Annotated in this window: 14 protein-coding genes; 12 read left to right on the forward strand and 2 right to left on the reverse strand. The window is 65.0% G+C overall.

The window, feature by feature from the left end:
- The first annotated feature begins 21 nt into the window (after positions 1-21).
- From P2T60_RS19150 to P2T60_RS19165, 4 genes are all read left to right on the forward strand, one after another.
- Complete coding sequence (locus P2T60_RS19150) at positions 22-1,818, forward strand: ABC transporter ATP-binding protein (RefSeq protein ID WP_276282362.1); 1,797 nt, start codon at positions 22-24, stop codon at positions 1,816-1,818.
- 110 nt (positions 1,819-1,928) lie between these two features.
- Positions 1,929-3,047, forward strand: coding sequence for a polysaccharide lyase (locus P2T60_RS19155; protein WP_276282363.1), 1,119 nt, complete (start codon positions 1,929-1,931; stop codon positions 3,045-3,047).
- A gap of 84 nt (positions 3,048-3,131) precedes the next feature.
- A complete protein-coding gene (locus tag P2T60_RS19160) occupies positions 3,132-4,463 on the forward strand; it encodes a glycosyltransferase family 2 protein (RefSeq protein WP_276282364.1) in 1,332 nt (443 codons plus the stop codon).
- Positions 4,460-5,686: a glycosyltransferase family 4 protein gene (locus P2T60_RS19165; RefSeq protein ID WP_276282365.1), complete on the forward strand. Its 1,227-nt coding sequence runs from the start codon at positions 4,460-4,462 to the stop codon at positions 5,684-5,686. The genes P2T60_RS19160 and P2T60_RS19165 overlap by 4 nt, the downstream gene beginning before the upstream one ends.
- 25 nt (positions 5,687-5,711) lie before the next feature.
- Here P2T60_RS19165 and P2T60_RS19170 read toward each other — a convergent pair whose 3' ends face one another.
- Positions 5,712-7,466, reverse strand: coding sequence for a glucosamine inositolphosphorylceramide transferase family protein (locus P2T60_RS19170; RefSeq protein WP_276282366.1), 1,755 nt, complete (start codon positions 7,464-7,466; stop codon positions 5,712-5,714).
- A gap of 229 nt (positions 7,467-7,695) precedes the next feature.
- Between P2T60_RS19170 and P2T60_RS19175 the strand changes: the two genes are divergently transcribed.
- Positions 7,696-8,772, forward strand: coding sequence for a polysialyltransferase family glycosyltransferase (locus P2T60_RS19175; protein ID WP_276282367.1), 1,077 nt, complete (start codon positions 7,696-7,698; stop codon positions 8,770-8,772).
- Positions 8,773-9,192: 420 nt separating this feature from the next.
- Positions 9,193-11,073: a hypothetical protein gene (locus P2T60_RS19180; protein WP_276282368.1), complete on the forward strand. Its 1,881-nt coding sequence runs from the start codon at positions 9,193-9,195 to the stop codon at positions 11,071-11,073.
- On the opposite strand, the gene P2T60_RS19185 is transcribed toward P2T60_RS19180, so the two are convergent.
- Complete coding sequence (locus tag P2T60_RS19185; protein WP_276282369.1) at positions 11,039-12,340, reverse strand: glycosyltransferase family 2 protein; 1,302 nt, start codon at positions 12,338-12,340, stop codon at positions 11,039-11,041. The genes P2T60_RS19180 and P2T60_RS19185 overlap by 35 nt on opposite strands.
- Positions 12,341-12,684: 344 nt before the next feature.
- Here P2T60_RS19185 and P2T60_RS19190 point away from each other — a divergent pair, with 344 nt between their 5' ends.
- The 6 genes from P2T60_RS19190 (at position 12,685) to P2T60_RS19215 (ending at position 18,228) form a co-directional block, all read left to right on the forward strand.
- Positions 12,685-13,815, forward strand: coding sequence for a DegT/DnrJ/EryC1/StrS family aminotransferase (locus P2T60_RS19190; protein ID WP_276282370.1), 1,131 nt, complete (start codon positions 12,685-12,687; stop codon positions 13,813-13,815).
- Positions 13,816-13,888: 73 nt separating this feature from the next.
- Positions 13,889-14,923, forward strand: a complete 1,035-nt coding sequence (locus P2T60_RS19195; RefSeq protein ID WP_276282371.1) for a polysaccharide biosynthesis protein — start codon at positions 13,889-13,891, stop codon at positions 14,921-14,923.
- A gap of 2 nt (positions 14,924-14,925) precedes the next feature.
- Complete coding sequence (locus P2T60_RS19200) at positions 14,926-15,885, forward strand: polysaccharide deacetylase family protein (RefSeq protein WP_276282372.1); 960 nt, start codon at positions 14,926-14,928, stop codon at positions 15,883-15,885.
- Positions 15,886-16,075: 190 nt separating this feature from the next.
- Positions 16,076-17,080: a class I SAM-dependent methyltransferase gene (locus tag P2T60_RS19205; RefSeq protein ID WP_276282373.1), complete on the forward strand. Its 1,005-nt coding sequence runs from the start codon at positions 16,076-16,078 to the stop codon at positions 17,078-17,080.
- A 178-nt stretch (positions 17,081-17,258) separates the two neighbouring features.
- Positions 17,259-17,441 carry a hypothetical protein gene (locus P2T60_RS19210; protein ID WP_276282374.1) on the forward strand — a complete coding sequence of 61 codons (183 nt, stop codon included), beginning with the start codon at positions 17,259-17,261 and terminating at the stop codon, positions 17,439-17,441.
- 10 nt (positions 17,442-17,451) lie between these two features.
- Complete coding sequence (locus tag P2T60_RS19215; protein ID WP_276282375.1) at positions 17,452-18,228, forward strand: oxidoreductase; 777 nt, start codon at positions 17,452-17,454, stop codon at positions 18,226-18,228.
- The last annotated feature ends 222 nt before the right edge of the window (positions 18,229-18,450 follow it).

An 18,450-nucleotide genomic window follows, 5' to 3' on the forward strand; every position in this document is an offset into this window, starting at 1 on the left:
CAATCAACCGACTGGGGGAGAATGACTGGGGATATTTCGAACACCGAGAAGTTGGCCGCGCTTCGAGAGATACTGACGTACCGACCGCTCCTGATGGGGTCGATACTGACCCTCGGGGTCGTCGCCGCGCTCCTCGAAGGCATCGGACTCAGCTTTCTGATTCCGATAATCGAGATGATTCAATCCGGAGGAACCGCGTCTGCCGAGGGCGGGGTAGTGGGCGCGTTCGCCCGCGTCTACGCTACTCTCGGCGTCCCGTTCACGCTCGAATCCGTCGTGGCGGGCGTCGTCGTCGTGATGGGCGTCCGGTACGCCTCCGGGTTCGGCGTGATGTGGTTGGGGCAGGCACTCCGGACCTACTACGAGGGCGACCTGAAACGACGGGCGTTCGACTCGGCGCTCGGAGCGCGAATCGCGTACTTCAACCGGAGCGGGTCCGACGAGATACTGAACGCCATCGTCACGCAGTCGAAGTACGCCGGTCGGAGCGTCTCGTGGTTCGTGAAACTGCTGGAGCGGGCGCTCTTGGCCGGGATGTACGGTGCCATCGCGTTGTACCTCGCTCCCGTGCTGACGCTCGTGACCGGCGTCGTGTTGGCCGCGGTCGCGGTCGGAATCCGGTACGGACTGGAGTCCGGGTACTCCGTCGGCGACCGAGTTACCGAAGCGAACGAGCGAATACAGCAGGCCGCACAAGCCGGAACGCAGGGCATCCGGGAGGTGAAACTGTTCGGCGTCACCGACGAAGTTCGTCGGGACTTCCGGGAGGCAGTCGATACGTTCGTGGGCGCGACGGTGCGTCTCCGACGCAACGAGGCCGCAGTCAACAACGTCTACCAGTTCGCCAGTGCAATCTCCATCTTCGTTCTCATCTACCTCGCGGTCACGTTCACGTCGATGAACCTCGGGATGCTCGGCGTGTTCCTGTTCGCCATGTTCCGACTCGCACCGATACTGAGCATGCTCAACCACCGCGTCTACCAGTTGGAGGGGAACCTTCCGCACGTCGTCAGGACGAACGAGTTCATCGAGGACCTCCAGCGGAATCAGGAACCGGCCAACGGCGATTTCGAGGACATCGGCGAAGTGAACGAAGTGGCGTTCCGCGACGTGTCGTTCTCGTATCCGACCGGCGAGCGAGTCCTCGATAGCGTCTCGTTCTCGGTCTCGAAGGGCGAGTTCGTCGCGTTCGTCGGCCAGTCGGGGGCCGGGAAATCGACCGTCGTCTCGCTGCTGAGTCGAATGTACCTCCCCGACGAGGGCGAAATCGTCGCCGACGGTTGTCCGATTTCCGACATCGACTTGAAAGAATGGCGCTCGAAGTTGGCCATCGTCAGGCAGGACCCGTACGTCTTCGACGACACCCTCTGGTACAACCTCACGGTCGGCAACCGGTCGGCGTCGCGCGAGGAGGTTGCCCGAGCGTGCGACATCGCCGAGGTGAACGAGTTCCTCGACTCGCTTCCCGACGGGTTCGACACCCAACTCGGCGAGGAGGGCGTCCGTCTCTCCGGGGGCCAGAAACAGCGCATCGCCCTCGCCCGCGCGCTCCTGAAGGAGGACGCCGAAATCCTCGTGTTGGACGAGGCGACCAGCGACTTGGACTCCGTGACCGAAGAGCGAGTGCAGGCCGGAATCGAGTCGATGGACCGCGAATACGCCGTCATCACGATAGCTCACCAGCTTTCGACCATCCGGAACGCCGACCAGATTAACACAATCGAGAACGGCCACATCGCCGAGAAGGGGAGTCACGACGCGCTACTCGACAACGAGGGTACTTACGCCGACCTCTACAGTCGCCAGTACTCGGACTGACCTCGAATCGCGCCGAAACTATCTGCACACTTACACCTCTTTTATACGTATTGGAGCCTCTAGCACCGATTACGGCCCAATCGCCGGATGCGACTGGACCGGGAGTAACGATGAAACCGACGCGACGACGGGTTCTTCTCGGCCTCGGCGCAGTCGTGGGTGGCGGGAGTCTCGCGTACGCCGGACGCGACGGCGAGCGCACGCGGATGGGCGTGCGAGACCGGGCGACCGACACGGAGCAGACGAGCGAGACCACCGCCGAAGAAGCGACGACGACCGACGCGGAGACCACCACGGAAGAAGCCACCACGACCGAACGCGACGTGGAGTTTCCCGATCAGTTCGTTCGGATGTCGTTCGACACCCGCGATTCGCTGGAGAAGTTCACGGAACTCGACGTGACGGAGAACGTCGAAATCGACGAGCGCGGCGTCGTCTCCGAGTCGAACTCGCTCCGGGTGACGTTCCCCGAGGGCAGACACTACGGCACGTCGCTTCACTACCGATTCGACGAGGCGGGCTACCCCGAACCCGACGAGTTGCACGCGCGCTACTACCTCCGTTTCGCCGAGACGTTCGACCTCTCGCACGGCGGCGGGAAGTTACCCGGACCGTCGGGGACCTACGGGCAAGCGGGGTGGGGCGGCCGGGAGGCCGACGGGACGAACGGATGGTCCGCGCGGATGTACTTCCATCCGAGTTACGACGACGACCACCCGATTCAGCTTTCGAGCTACGTCTATCACGCCGAGATGGGTGGGCCGTACGGTGACATCTTCGAGTGGAACGACTCCGACGCTGGGCGACTGCACGTCGGCAAGTGGTACCGAATCGATAACTATCTGCGACTCAACACCCCCGGCGAAGACGACGGCGTACTGAAAGGATGGGTGAACGGCGAGCGTGCGCTAGACGTGAGCGACCTCCGGTTCCGCGACGTGCCCCGACTTCGAATCGGCGAGTACTGGTTCGACTGCTACTGGGGCGGCGGGTGGCACCCGCCCGCGGACAACCACGTCTACTTCGACAAGTTGGCGCTCTTCTCGGAGCGACGGAGACCCAACGACTGGGGCGGCACCGAGACGGGGATGACGCCGCGGCCGGAGACGACGACGCGAGAAGAGACCGAGGCGACCACCGCAGAGGAAACGACCGCCGGAGGGGGGACCGAGACGACGACCGAGGAGAAAGACACCGAGACGACCGACTCCGCAACCACCGCGGAGTAGACGACGCCCGGCCGACTCCGTTTACCCGCCGCAAACCTATTCAAATATCTACCGAGATTTTTATACTCGGGAGTTGCCGTTACGGTGGATGAGAACCGTAATCGCGTTCCTGCGGGCCGCGCTCGCCGGGTCGTTGCTCACGGTATTGTACACGAACGTCCTCTATCCGGTCTTGGTCGCGCTTCTCGGGCGCTTCGCGGACCGGAGTCCGCGAAGCGCCCCGAAAGCGCCGGAGAAAATAAAGAAGAGGCTGAAACATCACTAAACAATTCCGAATACGAGCTAAACAATTCTAAAAGCATTGGTATTACTGCCGAATCGGACGGCGACGAGTCGGACCTCCCGTCTGTCTCGCTTATCGTCGCGGCGTACAACGAGGAGGATGTCATCGCCGAGAAGATAGAGAACAGCCTCGAACTCGACTACCCCGACGAGCAGTTAGAACTGCTCGTCTTCTCCGACGCGTCGAACGACGCCACCGACGACATCGTTCGGTCCTACGCCGACGAGGGCGTCGAACTGATTCGAGTCGAAGGGCGGGTCGGCAAGACCCAGTGCCAGAACGTCGTCGCGGAGCAGGCAGACGGCGAGATTCTGGTCTTCTCCGACGCAAACAGCATGTACGAACCCGACGCGATACGCCGACTCGTCGCCGAGTTCGACGACGACGTGGGGTGCGTCGTCGGCGGACTTCACTACGAGAACGTCGGCGACGACACCGGCGGCATCCCCGTCTACCGGCGGTTCGAGCGGTTCGTCCAGCGCTCCGAATCCCGAACCGGGTCCGTCGTGAAGGGCAACGGCGCGATTTACGCGGTCCGGGCCGACGAATACGTGCCCCTCTCGGCGGACCTGATGAGCGACTTCGGCGAACCGCTGGCGATTCGGTCCCGCGGTAAGCAAGTGAAGTTCGCGCCCGACGCGATTGCGCGCGAACAGGCCCGCGACTCGCTCGACTCCCAGCGCGACGCCGAGAACCGCATCACCACCCGGTCGTGGCACACCCTGTCTGCGTTCTCGGAGTTGCTGAATCCGGCGGAGTACGGCACCTACTCGGTCAAGCTCTGGTCGCGGACCGCCCTGCTGTGGTTGACGCCGGTCGCGTTGGGCGTCGCTGGGTCGTCGGCGCTCTTGCTGGCGCTTCTCGAACCGACTGGGCTTCACCTCGCGTTCGCTGGCGGGTTCGCGGCGTTCGCGCTCTCGGTCGGTCTAACCGAGGCCGCGAAGCGCCGGGGTCGGACCGCGCCGCTTCCGTTGCAGGCGGCCCACTACTTCGCGCTCCTGAACTACAGTCTGGTCGTCGGTCTCTCGAACTTCCTCCGTGGTCGCAACATCGTGACGTGGGACACCGACGAGCGACCCGAAGAGGCAGACGCGAGCGAAGCGAACGCCGCCAACCCGCAGGGTGGAACGTGAGCGAGTCGTCGCGCGGGCGCGCAGAACCGTCTGCGGGGAGGCCCGAGAGCGAGCGCGAACGCGCGAGCGACCGCACCCGCGAACGCGAGTCGGCCAGCGAGTTGCAGGCGTTGCACCTGCCCCACTTCGACTCGAACCCGTATCAGGCGAATCTGGCCGCCGCGCTCGAAGACCGCGGCGTCTCGGTGACGCTGGCGAGCGGGTACCCCCTCCGGACGGTTCGCACCGTCGCCTCCGAGGGGGTGCCGGACGTGGTTCACCTCCACTGGATTTCGCCCTACCTCGTCGCCGACGGCCGACTCCGGAGCGTGGCGAAGGCCGCGGTGTTCCTCGTGGGTCTACTCCTCGCGCGACTGGTCGGCACCCGAGTCGTCTGGACCGCCCACAATCTGGTCGAACACGAGCGCAGACGCCCCGAATTCGAGCGATTCTGCAAGCGACACCTCGTCAGACGCGTCTTCGACCGGGTGTTCGTCCACTGGCCGAGCGCGCGCCGCCGACTCGCCGCGGAGTACGACCTCTCGGGAGACGAACGCGCCGACCTCGTGACGATTCCCCACGGCCACTACGCCGCGGACTACGACGACGAAATCGACCGCCGGACCGCCAGAGAACGACTCGGACTCGGCCCCGAGGAGTTCGTCTTCCTCTACTTCGGGCGCATCCGACCCTACAAGCAGGTACCCGAACTCGTGGAGGCGTTCGGCCGACTCGACGCCGACGCCCGCCTCGTGGTCGCCGGAAACGCGACCGACGACGAGTTGCGCGAGCGAGTCGCCGACCGCGCGGACGCCGACGACCGAGTGCTGTCGGTCCTCGAATACGTCCCCGACGAGGACGTGCAGACGTACATGAACGCGGCCGACGCCGTTGTCTTCCCCTTCCGGGACATCTTCACTTCGGGGAGCGTCCTGCTCGCCATGTCGTTCGGCAACGCGGTCGTCGCCCCGGCGTCGGGGTGTCTCCCGGACGTGGTTGGCGAGGCGGGGGGCGTCCTCTACGACTCCAAAAAATCGGGCGCGTCGAACTCGTCGGAGTCGTCGGACCGGTCCGACGACTCCGACAGACCCGACAACCTGACGCGGGCCATGCGCGAAATCCTGTCGCAGGACGCGGCCGCGATGGGTCGTCGCAACTACGAGACTGCGGTCGGGTACTCGTGGGACGACGCGGCCGGACGAACCGCGGCGGCCTACGCCGACCTGTTGGCCGAGAGTTGGTAGCGCCGCCGCGATACTCGCGGCGGCGCTACCCCCCGAAACCGAGGTTCCGGGCCAACTGGTCGGCGGTCCGCCGGACGTTGTAGGCGTTCCAGACGAATCGGTGGCCGTCGATGAGCGTCAGGCCGCCGCCCGACGAGATGGTGTGTCGTCCGGCCGGGAGGGGACCGTCCTCGCTCGGCGCGATTTCGGCGACGGGTTCCTCCCCGAACGTCTCGGGCGTGAGTTCGGTCACGCGGTTGACGACGATTTTCTTCCCGTACCAGTCGGCGCAGTACTGAGCCGGGCGGTACAGGTCGCCGTCCGACACCCACGGCGTTCCCGCGGGTCTCGCGGACCGAACGTCGGTCTCGACCGGGTTGTTCTCGTGGGGTCGCCACGGGCCGGTCAGGTCCGGGGCGTGCCAGAGGTGGAGGTTGGTGTTCACCATGTCGTCCTGTTTGGTGAAGAACAACCACCACCGCCCGTCGCGGCGGACCGGCGTCGGGTCCACGCCCGCCACGTCGGGAATCAGGGTCTGCTCGCGCACCCACTCGTCGGGCGACTCGACCCGGTAGAGCGCGATTTCGTTCGCCTCGTGGGTCTCGGGCGTCGCGTAGAGCGTCCCGTCGTGACGGAACAGGTAGGGGTACGAGAGGTGACAGTCCCTGCCGAGGGCGGTGCCGACGGTCGGATTCGGGCCGTCTACGGTCGCGTAGGCGATGTCGCCGGTCTCGTCCGCGTAGGAGTACCGCTCGTAGAAGACGTACGTTCGGCCGTCTATCTCCGCCGGGAACGGGTCGGCGACGAACTCGTCGGCGCGCGGCGAGGAGTACCACTGGACCGTCGCCTGCGAGTCGTCGGCGAACCGCTCGATTGGCGCGTCCGAGACGCCGATGCTCCACTTCTCGTACCCGCGGGTCAGTTCGCGGGCCATCGCCGCGGCGCGCGCGGCGTCGAACCGCAGAATCTGACCGGGACTCGGCGCGCGGTAGACCGGCGCGTCGGTCTTCGAGGGCGACCGGTCCACGTAGTCGCCGTTGCCGTTCAGGAGGTCGGTGGCGACCTGCGCGGGCCACCGGGTGGTTCCGTAGAGGGCTTGGTCCAGATTCGCGGTCCACGAGAACGGAATCGTCGGGAAGTGGCCCCGCCGGAGGACGACGCCGCCGTCGAGTCGCTCGGTGAGTCGCTGTAACACCGCGCCCGTCACCGGGTCGGCCTCGCGTATCTCCCAGAAGCACGGCGGGACGCCGCGGTACTTCCGTTCGTCGTCGTGGTGGAACGACCAGATTCCGTACCGGGGCGCGTCGAGTATCTCGCCTTTCACGATGCCGAACGCGAACCGCAGGAGGAAGTCGAGGTCGAACTCCCGAATCCGGTCCACGTCCGACTCGGCGAAGTACTCGGCGTACCCCTCCTCGCGCACCTCGCAGTGGAGTCGTTCGACGCCCGCCAACTCGTCGGCGAGGTCCACCGGGGTCCGGGCCTCGCCGTCGTCCGCACGTCGCTTGCGCAAGCGCCACGCGACTTTGTTCACCGTCTCGCTCGCGCCCTCCGACCGGACGAGTTCGGCCAGTGAACGCGCCTTCCCCGCGACCCGGCCGAGTCGGGATTCGCGGATTCGGTCGTCGGTCTGTCCGCCGGTCTCGTCCCCCACGCCCGCCCGTCGCTCGTCCACGACGAGCAGTCTCGGGCGGACGCCCTTCACGTCGAGGAGGTGACGGATACAGTCGGCCTGCCAGTCCTCGAACGTCGTCCCGGTACACATGACGCCGAAGTCGAGCGTCGAGTCGTCGCCTCTCATGCTCCCCCGACGGTGCGACGACGGGGACGCTCAAATAGCTCTCGGCGGGTTGACAGCGCCGTGAGCGGAAAAGTCCGGTGGTCGCCGTTACGCTATTGTACGAGACCATAGTCTGGTGTGGCATGCGCTCCACGCGCTCCGTGCGTTCCAGACGCTCCGGCTTCAGGCACGGCCGCGACGGTGAACCGTCGCGGCCGACGCCGCCGACGCGGACGCCGAGGGGGTCCAGATGAAGTCGCTCTACCTCGTCCACACGCCGTACCACGTCGTCCTCGCCAGCGCGCTCGCGGCCACGGACCGCGAGCGCGACGGGTCGGACCGCGAGCGACACCTGCTGAGCGTCCGCGATTCGGACATGTCGGAGTTACTGCGCTCGCTCGAAGTCGGCGAGGACGTACCCTTCGACCGGATGGAGTCGCTTCCGGGGACGCTGGACACGACCGGACGGCGCGGCGAGGTCCGAAAGAAGGTAAACAGCGTGCGCGTCCGGCGGTACGTGAACCGCGAGCGGCCCGACGAGTTCTACTCGTTCAACGACCACCGCCCGGAGTCCCAAGCCGCCTTCGACGCGCTGAGCGACGACGTGCGCCGGGTCTACGTCGAGGACGGCACCGCCGCCTACGCCCGGTTCCCTCCGGCGGACGAGTGGACCCGCCTCGGCTATCTCAAGGCCAAACTCTTCTACGGGCCGTGGCGCAGGAACCCCCGAATCCTCGGCACGACCGACTGGATAGACGAGGTGCGGGCCGTCTTCCCCGACCACCTCTTGGCGGAGTTGCGCGACCGGCCGGTCTCCCGGATACCCCGCGAGTCGGTGCTGTCGCTCGCGGACGCCGACTGGTTCGGCCGCTACGTCGAACGCAACGACGTTGACGACGTTCTCGACAGACTCGACGCGCTGGTGTTCGTGACTCACTCGAACTACGTGAACCGGGTCCCGCGCTACGTCGAGACGCTGGAGACGCTGGTGGACCGCCTGACCGAACGGGGCTACCGCGTCGGCCTGAAGTACCACCCCCGCGAGAGTCGGAAGGCCTTCGAACTCGACAGGGACGACGTGGAAGTCGTCTCCCGCGGCGTCTCGGCGGAGGTCCTCTACGTCGCGGACCCGACGCTGGACTTCGTGGTGGGCGGGATGTCCACGGCGCTGTTGACCGCCCGGTGGTTGCTGGACGACGCCACCGTCGTCTCGCTGACGGAGGTCCTAGACCAGTCGAACCGCGAACTCCCCGAGGTGTTCGAGCGACTGGGCATCCACGTCCCGGAAAATCGCTCGGCGGTGGGCCAGATTCCGATTCGCCGGTAGACATCTTTCCCTGTCTTTAGACAATATTTAGATTGCTTAGAAAGACATTCTCAATTTATTAGAGGGGATATAGATTTCCTTTGCGCGTCGGAGGTGCCGACGACCGGTCGCGCGACGGCCGACCGAACCACCGCGAACGCTCGGGGGACCAACCGGCGGGGTGGGACCGCCCGCTCGCGGTCACGCGAGCGTGCGGGTGCGACGCGCTCCGCGGTCGCACCCGCACGCGCCGCACGAACCCCGAAACGGACGGGCCGGAACACGGACCCTCAGACCCGAGAACCCGACGACGGACAGTATACTTATCCCGGTCGTCGTCGAACGGCCTACAACGCTCCAGCCGACGCGAGCGGCGAGAATCGACGCGAGATGCGAAACCGCCGCGGGACGGCAGTCGAACGGGGAACTCGGGGGACGAGCGTGGGGGAGAAAGTACTCAAGACACTCGGCACGGTCGCGTTCGCGCTACTCGCAGTCTTAGGCGCGACTGCGGCCTCTTCGAGCGCCACCGGCTACGAAGTCTCCATCTACGCCGCGTACCCGTGGTGGTTCTGGTGGGGTCTCGTCGCCACCTTCGTCCTCGGGGCCGTCGTCGCCCTCCGGTCGAAAGACGTGGCCCACCGGAAGCGGTATCTCGCGCTCGGCGTCGGAGTCATGCTGTTTTCCAACGTCTTCCTGCTGTTGATGCCCGTCGTTCGGGGCTACGCGGCCTACGGCGGCGGCGACATGTTCACCCACCTCGGTCGGGTCCTCGAAATCCTCGAAAACGGCCACGTCAACGAGGGCAACTACTACCCCGGCATCCACGTCCACGCGGTGATGGTGATGGAGGTGACGGGACTGGACTACTACGCGGTCAAGAACGTCGTCGCGCCCGTCTTCTCGGTGGCCTACTGGCTCGGCATCTTGGCGCTCGGCGTTCGCGTGACCGACGAACCCGCCGCGTTCCACTATCTCGTTCCGTTCGCGCTCCTGCCCGTTTTCAAGCGCTCGGAGGTGTACTTCGGCCCGAACATGCTGAGTTTCAGCCTCTATCCGCTTTTGCTCTACGCGCTATTCAGCGTCCGCCGGTCGCGCAACCGGTTCGCGGCGCTGGTCGCGCTGGTCTTCTGTTACTTCGTCTTCACTCACCCCGTCACGACTCTGCTCGGCCTGTTCACCGTCGCGCTCGTGGCGGCGTCGAAACTCGCCGCCGCGCGGTGGCACGGCGAGCGACTCCCGGTCAAGCAGTCGCTGTCGGTGGTCACGATACCCGTCGCCGTCGGCGTGGTGTTCGTCTCGTGGTACTACTCGTTCCTGAAGATTCTGACCATGACCCTGAGCATGCTCGGGTCGTTGCTCTTGGGCATCGGCACGTCGCAACTCGGCGAGTACTCGAACGCGCTCCGGAACGTACCGCTAGACCCCGTGGACCTGCTGGCGGTCGTCGTCTTCCGGAAGGGGTCCGAAATCGTCCTCATGGTCGGCACCGTGGTCGTCGTCCTCTATCTCGCCTACCACGTCCGGTACGGCGAGCGGGAACTCCGCTGGCAGGACCTCTTCTGGGTCGCCGGATTCGCGCTCTTCTCCGCGCTGGCGGCGGCGTTCCTCGTCAAGCCAATCATGCTGACGTGGACGCGACTGCTCAAGTTCGCCGAGTTCTTCGCCGTCTTGCTCGCGGCGACGGCGGCGTACGTCTACGCCGCCGGGTCCGGCCGGTCGTTCGGCAGGCGGGACGCCGTGGTCGTGACTCTCGTCGTCGTCCTGTTCAGTCTGGTCGCGTTCGGCGTCTACAACTCGCCTCTCCAGCGCGAGACGACGACGCACGTCCCCGAGACCCGACTCGACGGGATGGAGTGGTTCGTGGACCACCGGGACGAAAACCGGTTGGCCTACGGGTTTAGCCGTCGCTGGGAACACGCTTTCCTCGGCGTCTCCCCTAATCCGAGGGCGTACACGGAGCGACCGATACCACGGCACTTCGGCTACCACAACGCTTCGACGTTCGCCACGCCGAACCGAACCGGAAGCTACCTCCTCGTGACTCGGCGTCTCGAAACGTACTACCCGTCGCTCCACCCCGACTACCCCGAGTATTGGCGGTACACCCCACAGGACTTCCGGCGACTCGACCGCGACGAGGGTCTGTCGAAGGTGTACGCCAACGGCGGGCTTCGAATCTACCGGTCGAGTTCCGAACCGGAGGGGACGCCGCGTCCGACCAGAAGGAGCGAGAACGCGACGGCGACCACCACCAACACCGACGCGACGAACGCGACTCCGGCGCTCACCCGAGGTGGACCTCGATGGAGTGGAGGATGACCGCCGAGAAGCAGGCCAGTCCCCCCGCGAGGACGAAAAACACCGACGCGATGGCGAGTCCGACCGGGAAGTCACCCGACCGAAACAGGTTGGTGAGCGCCCAGTAGCCGAGTCCGAACCCGACGAACGTCGCCACGAACCCCGGCACCCCGATGAGCATGATGGGTCGCTCCTGTTCGATGAGCGTGAGGATGTTCCGAATCAAGACCACGCCGTGGGAGAGCGGATGCTGACTGTTCGCGTTCTCGCCGTCGTAGGTGATTCGGGTGCCGACCTCCTCGACGGAGTAGTTCCGGTTGAACGCGTGGTGGATGATGTCCGTGCTGGCGCTCATCTGGGTCCCGATGGAGTCGTCCTCGGCAATCGACCGAATCGCGTCGGCGTCGTAGGCCCGAAAGCCGCTCTGGGTGTCGCGTATCCACGACTCGGGCCGGAACGCGCCGAGTCCGACGTTGGTCAGCGTGTTAACCACGAACAGACCGAACCGCCGGTAGAGCGGCACGTCGCTGTCACCGAGGAACCGACTCCCGACGACGATTTCCGCGCCGGTCTCGCGCTGAGTCTCGACCAACTTCGGAACGTCCGCCGGGTCGTGTTGGCCGTCGCCGTCGAGTATCACCAGATGCTCGACACCGAGGCGGTCGGCCTCCTCGAAGGCGGTCTGGAGCGCCCCGCCGTAGCCCTGATTCCGTCGGTGGACGACGACCCTCGCGCCCGCTTGTTCGGCGCGTTCGGCGGTGTCGTCGCCGCTCCCGTCGTCCACGACGACCACCCGGTCGGCGAACTGCCGGACTTCCGTGACGACTTCGCCGATGGTCTCGGCCTCGTTGTAGGCCGGGATAGCGACCAACACCTCGGTTCGGGACCCCGTTCCTTCGGTCGCCGCCGACCCGATAGCCGCCGACACGACGTACTCCTCGGAGTTCTCGAAGTCGTGGATACTCCGGTCGTAGTCTATCGGTTCGGACGGCACGCCGTGCCAAATCAGCCCGCAGAAGCCGTACGTTTTGGCGACTTTCACGAGCGTCGATTGAGTCCCCTCGGTCGAGTCCGACGTGTCGAGGACGAGCGCACCCGCTCGGTCGGCGATTCGAATCGACTCCGGAGTCGCGTTCCCGTCGTGACTGACGAGGACGGGATGGTCCCGTATCTTCGCGCGGAGACTCGTCCGGGCGACTTCGGCCGGAGTCGCGTTCGTCGCGTCGATGGCGACTGTCGGTTTTTGGGTCTCCTCGGCGGAGACTGGTTGCTCCTCTACGTTCTTCATGCGTGTCGTTTCCCCCCGCTCGACTCCTGCACGAGTTACATCATGAGATACTTAGTTACGTGTTCCGTAGAACTACGGCTACAGGCGTTATCGTGCCTATTTAGCCCGAATATCGCGGTAACGCCGATTATCGACGCGCGAAGTTCCGGTATTCGTCCGTTGAACTCCGTCCGAGAGCGCGACCGAAACGACCGAAACCGTCGGAGGAAAGCGCGCGGTTCCGGTAACGACTCGTTTTGTGGCTCCGAAATCGCCGCCGACCGCGAGCGCGGACTGATTCCGGCCGCAAGCGAACCGGCCGCGACAAAGCCTAAACCCCCGGTCGTTGAATGGCGTCCGAAGCGATGCCAGACGAAATACCGCTGTTCGAGATTTCGTGGGACGGCGGCGAGGTCCGCAACGCCGTCGAATCTATCTGTCGCGGGGGGTACTGGGCGAAGGGACCGTACGTGTCGGAGTTCGAGGACCGACTGGAGGAGTATCTCGGGGTCGAACACGCGATAACCGTCAACTCCGGCACGACGGCCCTCGAAAGCGCGCTGGTCGCTCACGGCGTCGGACCGGGCGACGAGGTAATCGTCCCCTCGTTCACGTTCGTCGCCACGGCCAACGTCGTGGAGTTGGTGGGTGCGACACCCGTGTTCGCCGACATCGAGCGCGACACCTACGGACTCGACCCGGAAGCCGTCCGGGACGCAATCTCGCCCTCGACGGCCGCCGTCCTGCCGGTCCACCCCTACGGGGCCGCCTGCAAAATCGACCGAATCGTGGAGGTCGCTCGGGAACGCGACGTGACCGTCGTCGAGGACGCCGCCGAAGCGCTCGGTGCCGACGCCGACGGCCGGATGGTCGGGACGTTCGGCGACAGCGCCGCGCTGAGTTTCTGTCAGAACAAGGTCGTCGCCACCGGCGAGGGCGGTGCCGTCGTGACCGACGACGACGACGTGGCCGAGCGACTCAGACTGTATCGCTCGCACGGCCGGGTGTCGGGCGACTACTTCGGGTCGGCCGACAGCGGTCGGTACGTCTCGGCCGGGACGAACTACCGAATGGCGGACGTGGTTGCGGCCATCGGGTGCGCGCAACTCGACAAAATCGAGCGTCTCGTCGGCGGTCGGCGGCGCGCCGCCGACCGCCTGACCGACGAAATCGGCCGAATCGACGGCATCGAACCCCACACCGGCGACGGGTCCGGTCGGCACGTCAACCAACTCTACACCGTGACGCTCGACGATTCCCTCGACAGGGACGCGATTATCGAGACGTTAGCGTCGAAAAACGTCGCCTCGAAGGTGTACTGGGACCCGCCGGTTCACCGAACCGGCCACTACCGGGAGCGCCACGGGTCGGCGGCCCTGCCCGTCACCGACGACATCTCATCGCGGGTCCTCTCGTTGCCGATGTACCCCGAACTGTCGCAGTCGGGGACCGACCACATCGCCGAAGCGGTTCGAGCGGCGGTCGGCAGAGCGTAAACGCGCGAATCGCTCACGACTATCTCAAACCTTCCCGGAAATTTATTAGCTGTTCTGTGGTACTGCGGTCGGGATGACGGACTTAGAGAACAAACAAGTACTCGTCACTGGGGGGTGCGGGTCGATTGGCTCCGAGTTGGTCGAGCGACTGCTCGACTACGAGGAGCCTGCGGTCGTGCGCGTCTTCGACAACGACGAGGCGGGCCTGTTCGACCTGAAGACCACACTCGACTCGGACCGACTTCGATTCCTGCTCGGCGACGTGCGCGACCGAAACCGACTGGAGATGGCGATGGAGGACATCGACGTGGTGTTTCACGCCGCGGCGCTCAAGCACGTCGGACTCAACGAGTACAACCCCTTCGAGACGGTCCAGACGAACGCGCTCGGGACACAGAACCTCATCCGGGCCGCGATGGAGGAGAACGTCGAAGCCTTCGTCACGATAAGCACCGACAAGGCGTCGAACCCGACTTCGGTGATGGGCGCGACGAAACTCCTCTCCGAGCGGTTGACTATCGCCGCGAATACCTACAAGGGCGAACAGAACACCGAGTTCGGATGCGTCCGGTTCGGCAACGTCTTCGGGTCCAGCGGGTCGGTCGTCCCGCTGTTCCTCGACCAAATCAGCGACGGCGGGCCGATGACCGTCACCAACCGGGAGATGACGCGGTTCATCATGCCAATCGAGGAGGCGACCGACTTGGTGTTCGACGCCTACGAGCGCATGGAGGGCGGCGAGACGTTCGTTCTCAAGATGCCGGTCTTCCGACTGATGGACCTCGCGGAGGCGATGCGGACCGAGTACGCCCCGCAGTTCGGCTACGACCCCTCGGAGGTCGAGATTCACAAGACCGGCAAGCGGCCCGGCGAGCGCATCCACGAGAAACTCATCTCGAAGGACGAGATTCAGCAGACGATAGAGTTAGACGAGATGTTCGTCATCACGCCGCTCATCGAGGACTGCGGCTACGACCCGCTGGACTACGAGAGTCGGAACTCGCTCGACGCCGAGTACACCTCCGCGGACGTAGACCCGCTCTCGAAGTCCGAGATTATCGCCATGATAGAGAACACGTCGGCCTACGAGACGATGGTCGAGGGGTGACGATGCAGGTGGTGATGTACCACTACGTCCGGCCGTCGTCCGACAGGCCGCCCCACGGCTACTACCACCTCGCGCTGGAGGACTTCCGGCGACAGTTGGACCACCTCGAAGCGGAGTACGACTTCGTGGACCGCGAGACGTTTCTGGCCTGTGCGACCGGCGACCGGTCGTCAGAAAACGACCGGTCGCCGCCCGACGACGCGGTAGTTCTCACGTTCGACGACGGGTTGGCCGACCACTACGAGTGGGTCCTGCCCGAACTCCGGTCTCGGGACCTCTTCGGCGTGTTCTTCGTTCCGACCGGACCGCTGGTCGGCAACGGGGTACTTCCGGTGCATCGCGTCCACTCGCTGGCGGGACGACACGGCGCGACCGAACTCAGAGACGCGCTATTCGACGTGCTTGCGGAAGGCGAGTTCGCCGACGCGGACGGAGGGACCGTTGGCGACCCCTACGGCGGCCGTTCGACAGACGACGCGCTGACGACGTTCAAGCGCGTCCTCAACTTCGAGGTGCCCTACGACCGACTCGGCGACGTACTCGACGCGGTGGAGGCGAGCTTTGGGGGCGGACCGAGCGCCGACGACTACTACCTCTCGGGGGACCAACTCCGGCAACTCCGCGACGACGGGATGGTGGTCGGTGCCCACTCGGTCGGCCATCCCGTCCTCTCGCGCCTCTCGTCGGCCGACCAGCGTGCCGAGATTGCCTCGTCGTTCGAGACGCTGGCCGAACGCGTCGGAGGTCTGTCGGCGAGACTGTTCGCGTACCCCTACGGGAGCGACCGGACGTTCACCGACGAGACGAAGAGTCTCCTCGAAGCGGTCGGGTGTGACGCGGCGTTCACGACGGTTTCCGGTCGTGCGACTCCCGAGCGGTTCCGGAACTCGCGGTTGGCCCTCCCGCGAACGGACTGCAACGAGTTTCCCCACGGGGGCGCGACGTTCGACCTCTCGCCGTGACCCCCTAACCCCGGACTATCTATCGTAACAGAATTGTCAATTATATGGTAAGTATAAGTGGGTGGGTGTCGTGCCTCTGGTTGGACAATATGCGAAATCCGGTTAGGAGTATCCGAATTAACAGTCGTAGGGGGACAACTACGGTCAGCGAGTCCGACGGGGGGCCGTCCGGTCGGGGGGTGAGTGGGTCGTGAAGACGTTCCACGGAAAGCCGGTGGACCCGCGGGAATTCAAGCACCGGGACCTCTCGAATCTCCGAGAGCGAGTCTCGGCCAAGCGCCAGCGTGCCCGCGAGTTCCGCGAGCGAGCGAACGTCGAGGTGGAAGAGTGCTACGTCTGCGGTTCGACCGAGACCGACATCGTGCGCGAGATGTTCGGCTACGAGTACGCCCAGTGTGACCACTGCTCGCACGTCTACCAGACGCCGCGACTCCCGGACGACGTTCTCAACGAGTACTACGAGACCGACACCGAGTTCGCCAGCATCTACACCGACGAGGACCAAATCCAGTACCGACTGGAGAACATCACCAAGCCGAAAATCGACTTCGTGTTGGACCACGTAGACGCCGAGCAAGGTCGATGGCTGGACGTGGGGTGTGGCGTCGGTGCATCCATCAACTACCTCGAATCGCAGGGGTGGGACGCCGTCGGTCTCGAAATCAGCGACCAGTGCGTCTCGGTCGCGCGCGACGTTCTCGGCGTCGAACTCGAACAGCGACCGATAGACGAGTACGCCGACCGCAACCCCGACGCGACGTTCGACGTGGTGACGTTCTTCGGCTATCTGGAGATGGTACCTCACTCGATGCGTGACCTCCGACTGGCCCACGAGATGCTGGACCCGGACGGGAACGTCGGTATCGGCGTGATGAACGCCGACTCGATGTCCTCGATGGTCCACCGGGCGATACCCGAGCAGGCGGTCCGCCACTCGATTCCGCCCGTCGGCCTCCAGCAGTTCACCAGAGAGTCCGTCGCGGAAGCGTTCGACCGCGTGGGGTTCTCGCCGGAGGCGGCGTGGTTCTTCGGACTGGACTTCTACGAACTGCTCACCCACCTCTGTCTCGAAGTCGAGGACTTCCAGCACTCGGACCTCTACGAGTACCTGATGGAGAACCTCAACGACTTCCAGCAGGTGATAGACGACGACGAAGAGAGCGACTACATGGTGTTCGTCGGCGACCGGGAGTGAGCGTTTCGGGGCGTGAGACCGGATTCGACTACCCGCTCTCCGCCGCGAACGCTCGGCGGACCGGACCACGAGCGAACGCTCGGCCGACCAACCGACGGGATTCGCCCAGCGCGACGAACTACCGTGGGCGGGGGCTTTCGAGGACTTCTTCGTCGCAGTTCCTGCGGTAGCTGTAGCGGTGCGGGAATTCCGGGAACCGTACGACTTCATCGACACCGACCACTGCCGTCGGATTACTCACACCGCACAGCACTACAACCGCGACCACCAGCGTCGGACCGACGAAACCGCAGAAGCGAACCGCCACGGCAACCACATCATCCCCGCATCTCGCCCGAACTATTTTCCCGCGGTACGGTGAGAAGCGACGTATGGGGGGCGCATTCGACCTGTCGGACAGCATCGCAGTCGTCGCCGGAGGTGCGGGACTCATCGGGACCGCGCTCTGCGAGGGACTCGCCGACCACGGCGCGACGGTCGTCGTCGCGGACGCCGCGGTAGAACGGGGCGAAGCACTCGCGGACGAACTCGGAGAGCGCGCGGAGTTCTGTCGCGTCGATATAACCGACGAGGATTCCGTGGTCGGGTTGGTAGAGACGGTGCTGGACCGCCACGGACGCATCGACGCGTTCGTCAACTGCTCGTACCCGCGAAACGAGAACTACGGGCGGCGCTACGAGGACGTGACCGCCGCGGACTTCCGCGAGAACGTGGAACTCCACCTCGATAGCTACTTCGTAGCCGCTCGCGCCGTCTCGCGGGCAATGATGGACCAACCCGACGGCGGGAGCATCGTGAACTTCGGGTCGACCTACGGCGTGCAGGCCCCGGACTTCTCGGTGTACGAGGGCACCGAGATGACCAGTCCCGTCGAGTATTCGGCCATCAAGGGCGGCATCTTGAACCTGACGCGCTACATGGCGTCGTATCTCGGCGAACACGGCGTCCGCGTGAACGCGGTCAGTCCCGGCGGCGTGTTCGACGACCAGCACCCTGAGTTCGTGGACCGCTACGAGGACCGGACCCCGTTGGGCCGGATGGCGACCCCAGAGGACTTCGAGGGGGCCGTCGTCTATCTGGCGTCCGACGCCTCGCGGTACGTCACCGGCCACAACCTCGTGGTGGACGGCGGGTGGACGATTTGCTGACGGCGGAGAGGGGCCTGAGACACTTTCTCAATCCTTAAAACAATATTTATAATTGTTTTAGAATTGTATAGGTTTCTCTAATACGGACGCGACTTCGGCAGTCGCCGGTCCGCGACCGACTCGCCGTCGCCTACGTCCGAGGTCGAACCGGCCGGGGTTTACACTAGCGACGCTCTCGTCACCCCGAACATCGGAGATTTTCGACGACAGCGGGGCGACCGG

Origin of the sequence: Halorussus caseinilyticus, assembly GCF_029338395.1 — an archaeon.
Lineage (GTDB): Archaea > Halobacteriota > Halobacteria > Halobacteriales > Haladaptataceae > Halorussus > Halorussus caseinilyticus.

Excerpts from the sequence above, each read along its gene's own strand:
- P2T60_RS19150 (WP_276282362.1), top strand. The coding sequence starts at position 22 with ATGACTGGGGATATTTCGAACACCGAGAAGTTGGCCGCGCTTCGAGAG.
- P2T60_RS19155 (WP_276282363.1), top strand. The coding sequence starts at position 1,929 with ATGAAACCGACGCGACGACGGGTTCTTCTCGGCCTCGGCGCAGTCGTG.
- P2T60_RS19170 (WP_276282366.1), bottom strand. The coding sequence starts at position 7,466 with ATGAGAGGCGACGACTCGACGCTCGACTTCGGCGTCATGTGTACCGGG.
- P2T60_RS19175 (WP_276282367.1), top strand. The coding sequence starts at position 7,696 with ATGAAGTCGCTCTACCTCGTCCACACGCCGTACCACGTCGTCCTCGCC.
- P2T60_RS19185 (WP_276282369.1), bottom strand. The coding sequence starts at position 12,340 with ATGAAGAACGTAGAGGAGCAACCAGTCTCCGCCGAGGAGACCCAAAAA.
- P2T60_RS19190 (WP_276282370.1), top strand. The coding sequence starts at position 12,685 with ATGCCAGACGAAATACCGCTGTTCGAGATTTCGTGGGACGGCGGCGAG.
- P2T60_RS19195 (WP_276282371.1), top strand. The coding sequence starts at position 13,889 with ATGACGGACTTAGAGAACAAACAAGTACTCGTCACTGGGGGGTGCGGG.
- P2T60_RS19200 (WP_276282372.1), top strand. The coding sequence starts at position 14,926 with ATGCAGGTGGTGATGTACCACTACGTCCGGCCGTCGTCCGACAGGCCG.
- P2T60_RS19215 (WP_276282375.1), top strand. The coding sequence starts at position 17,452 with ATGGGGGGCGCATTCGACCTGTCGGACAGCATCGCAGTCGTCGCCGGA.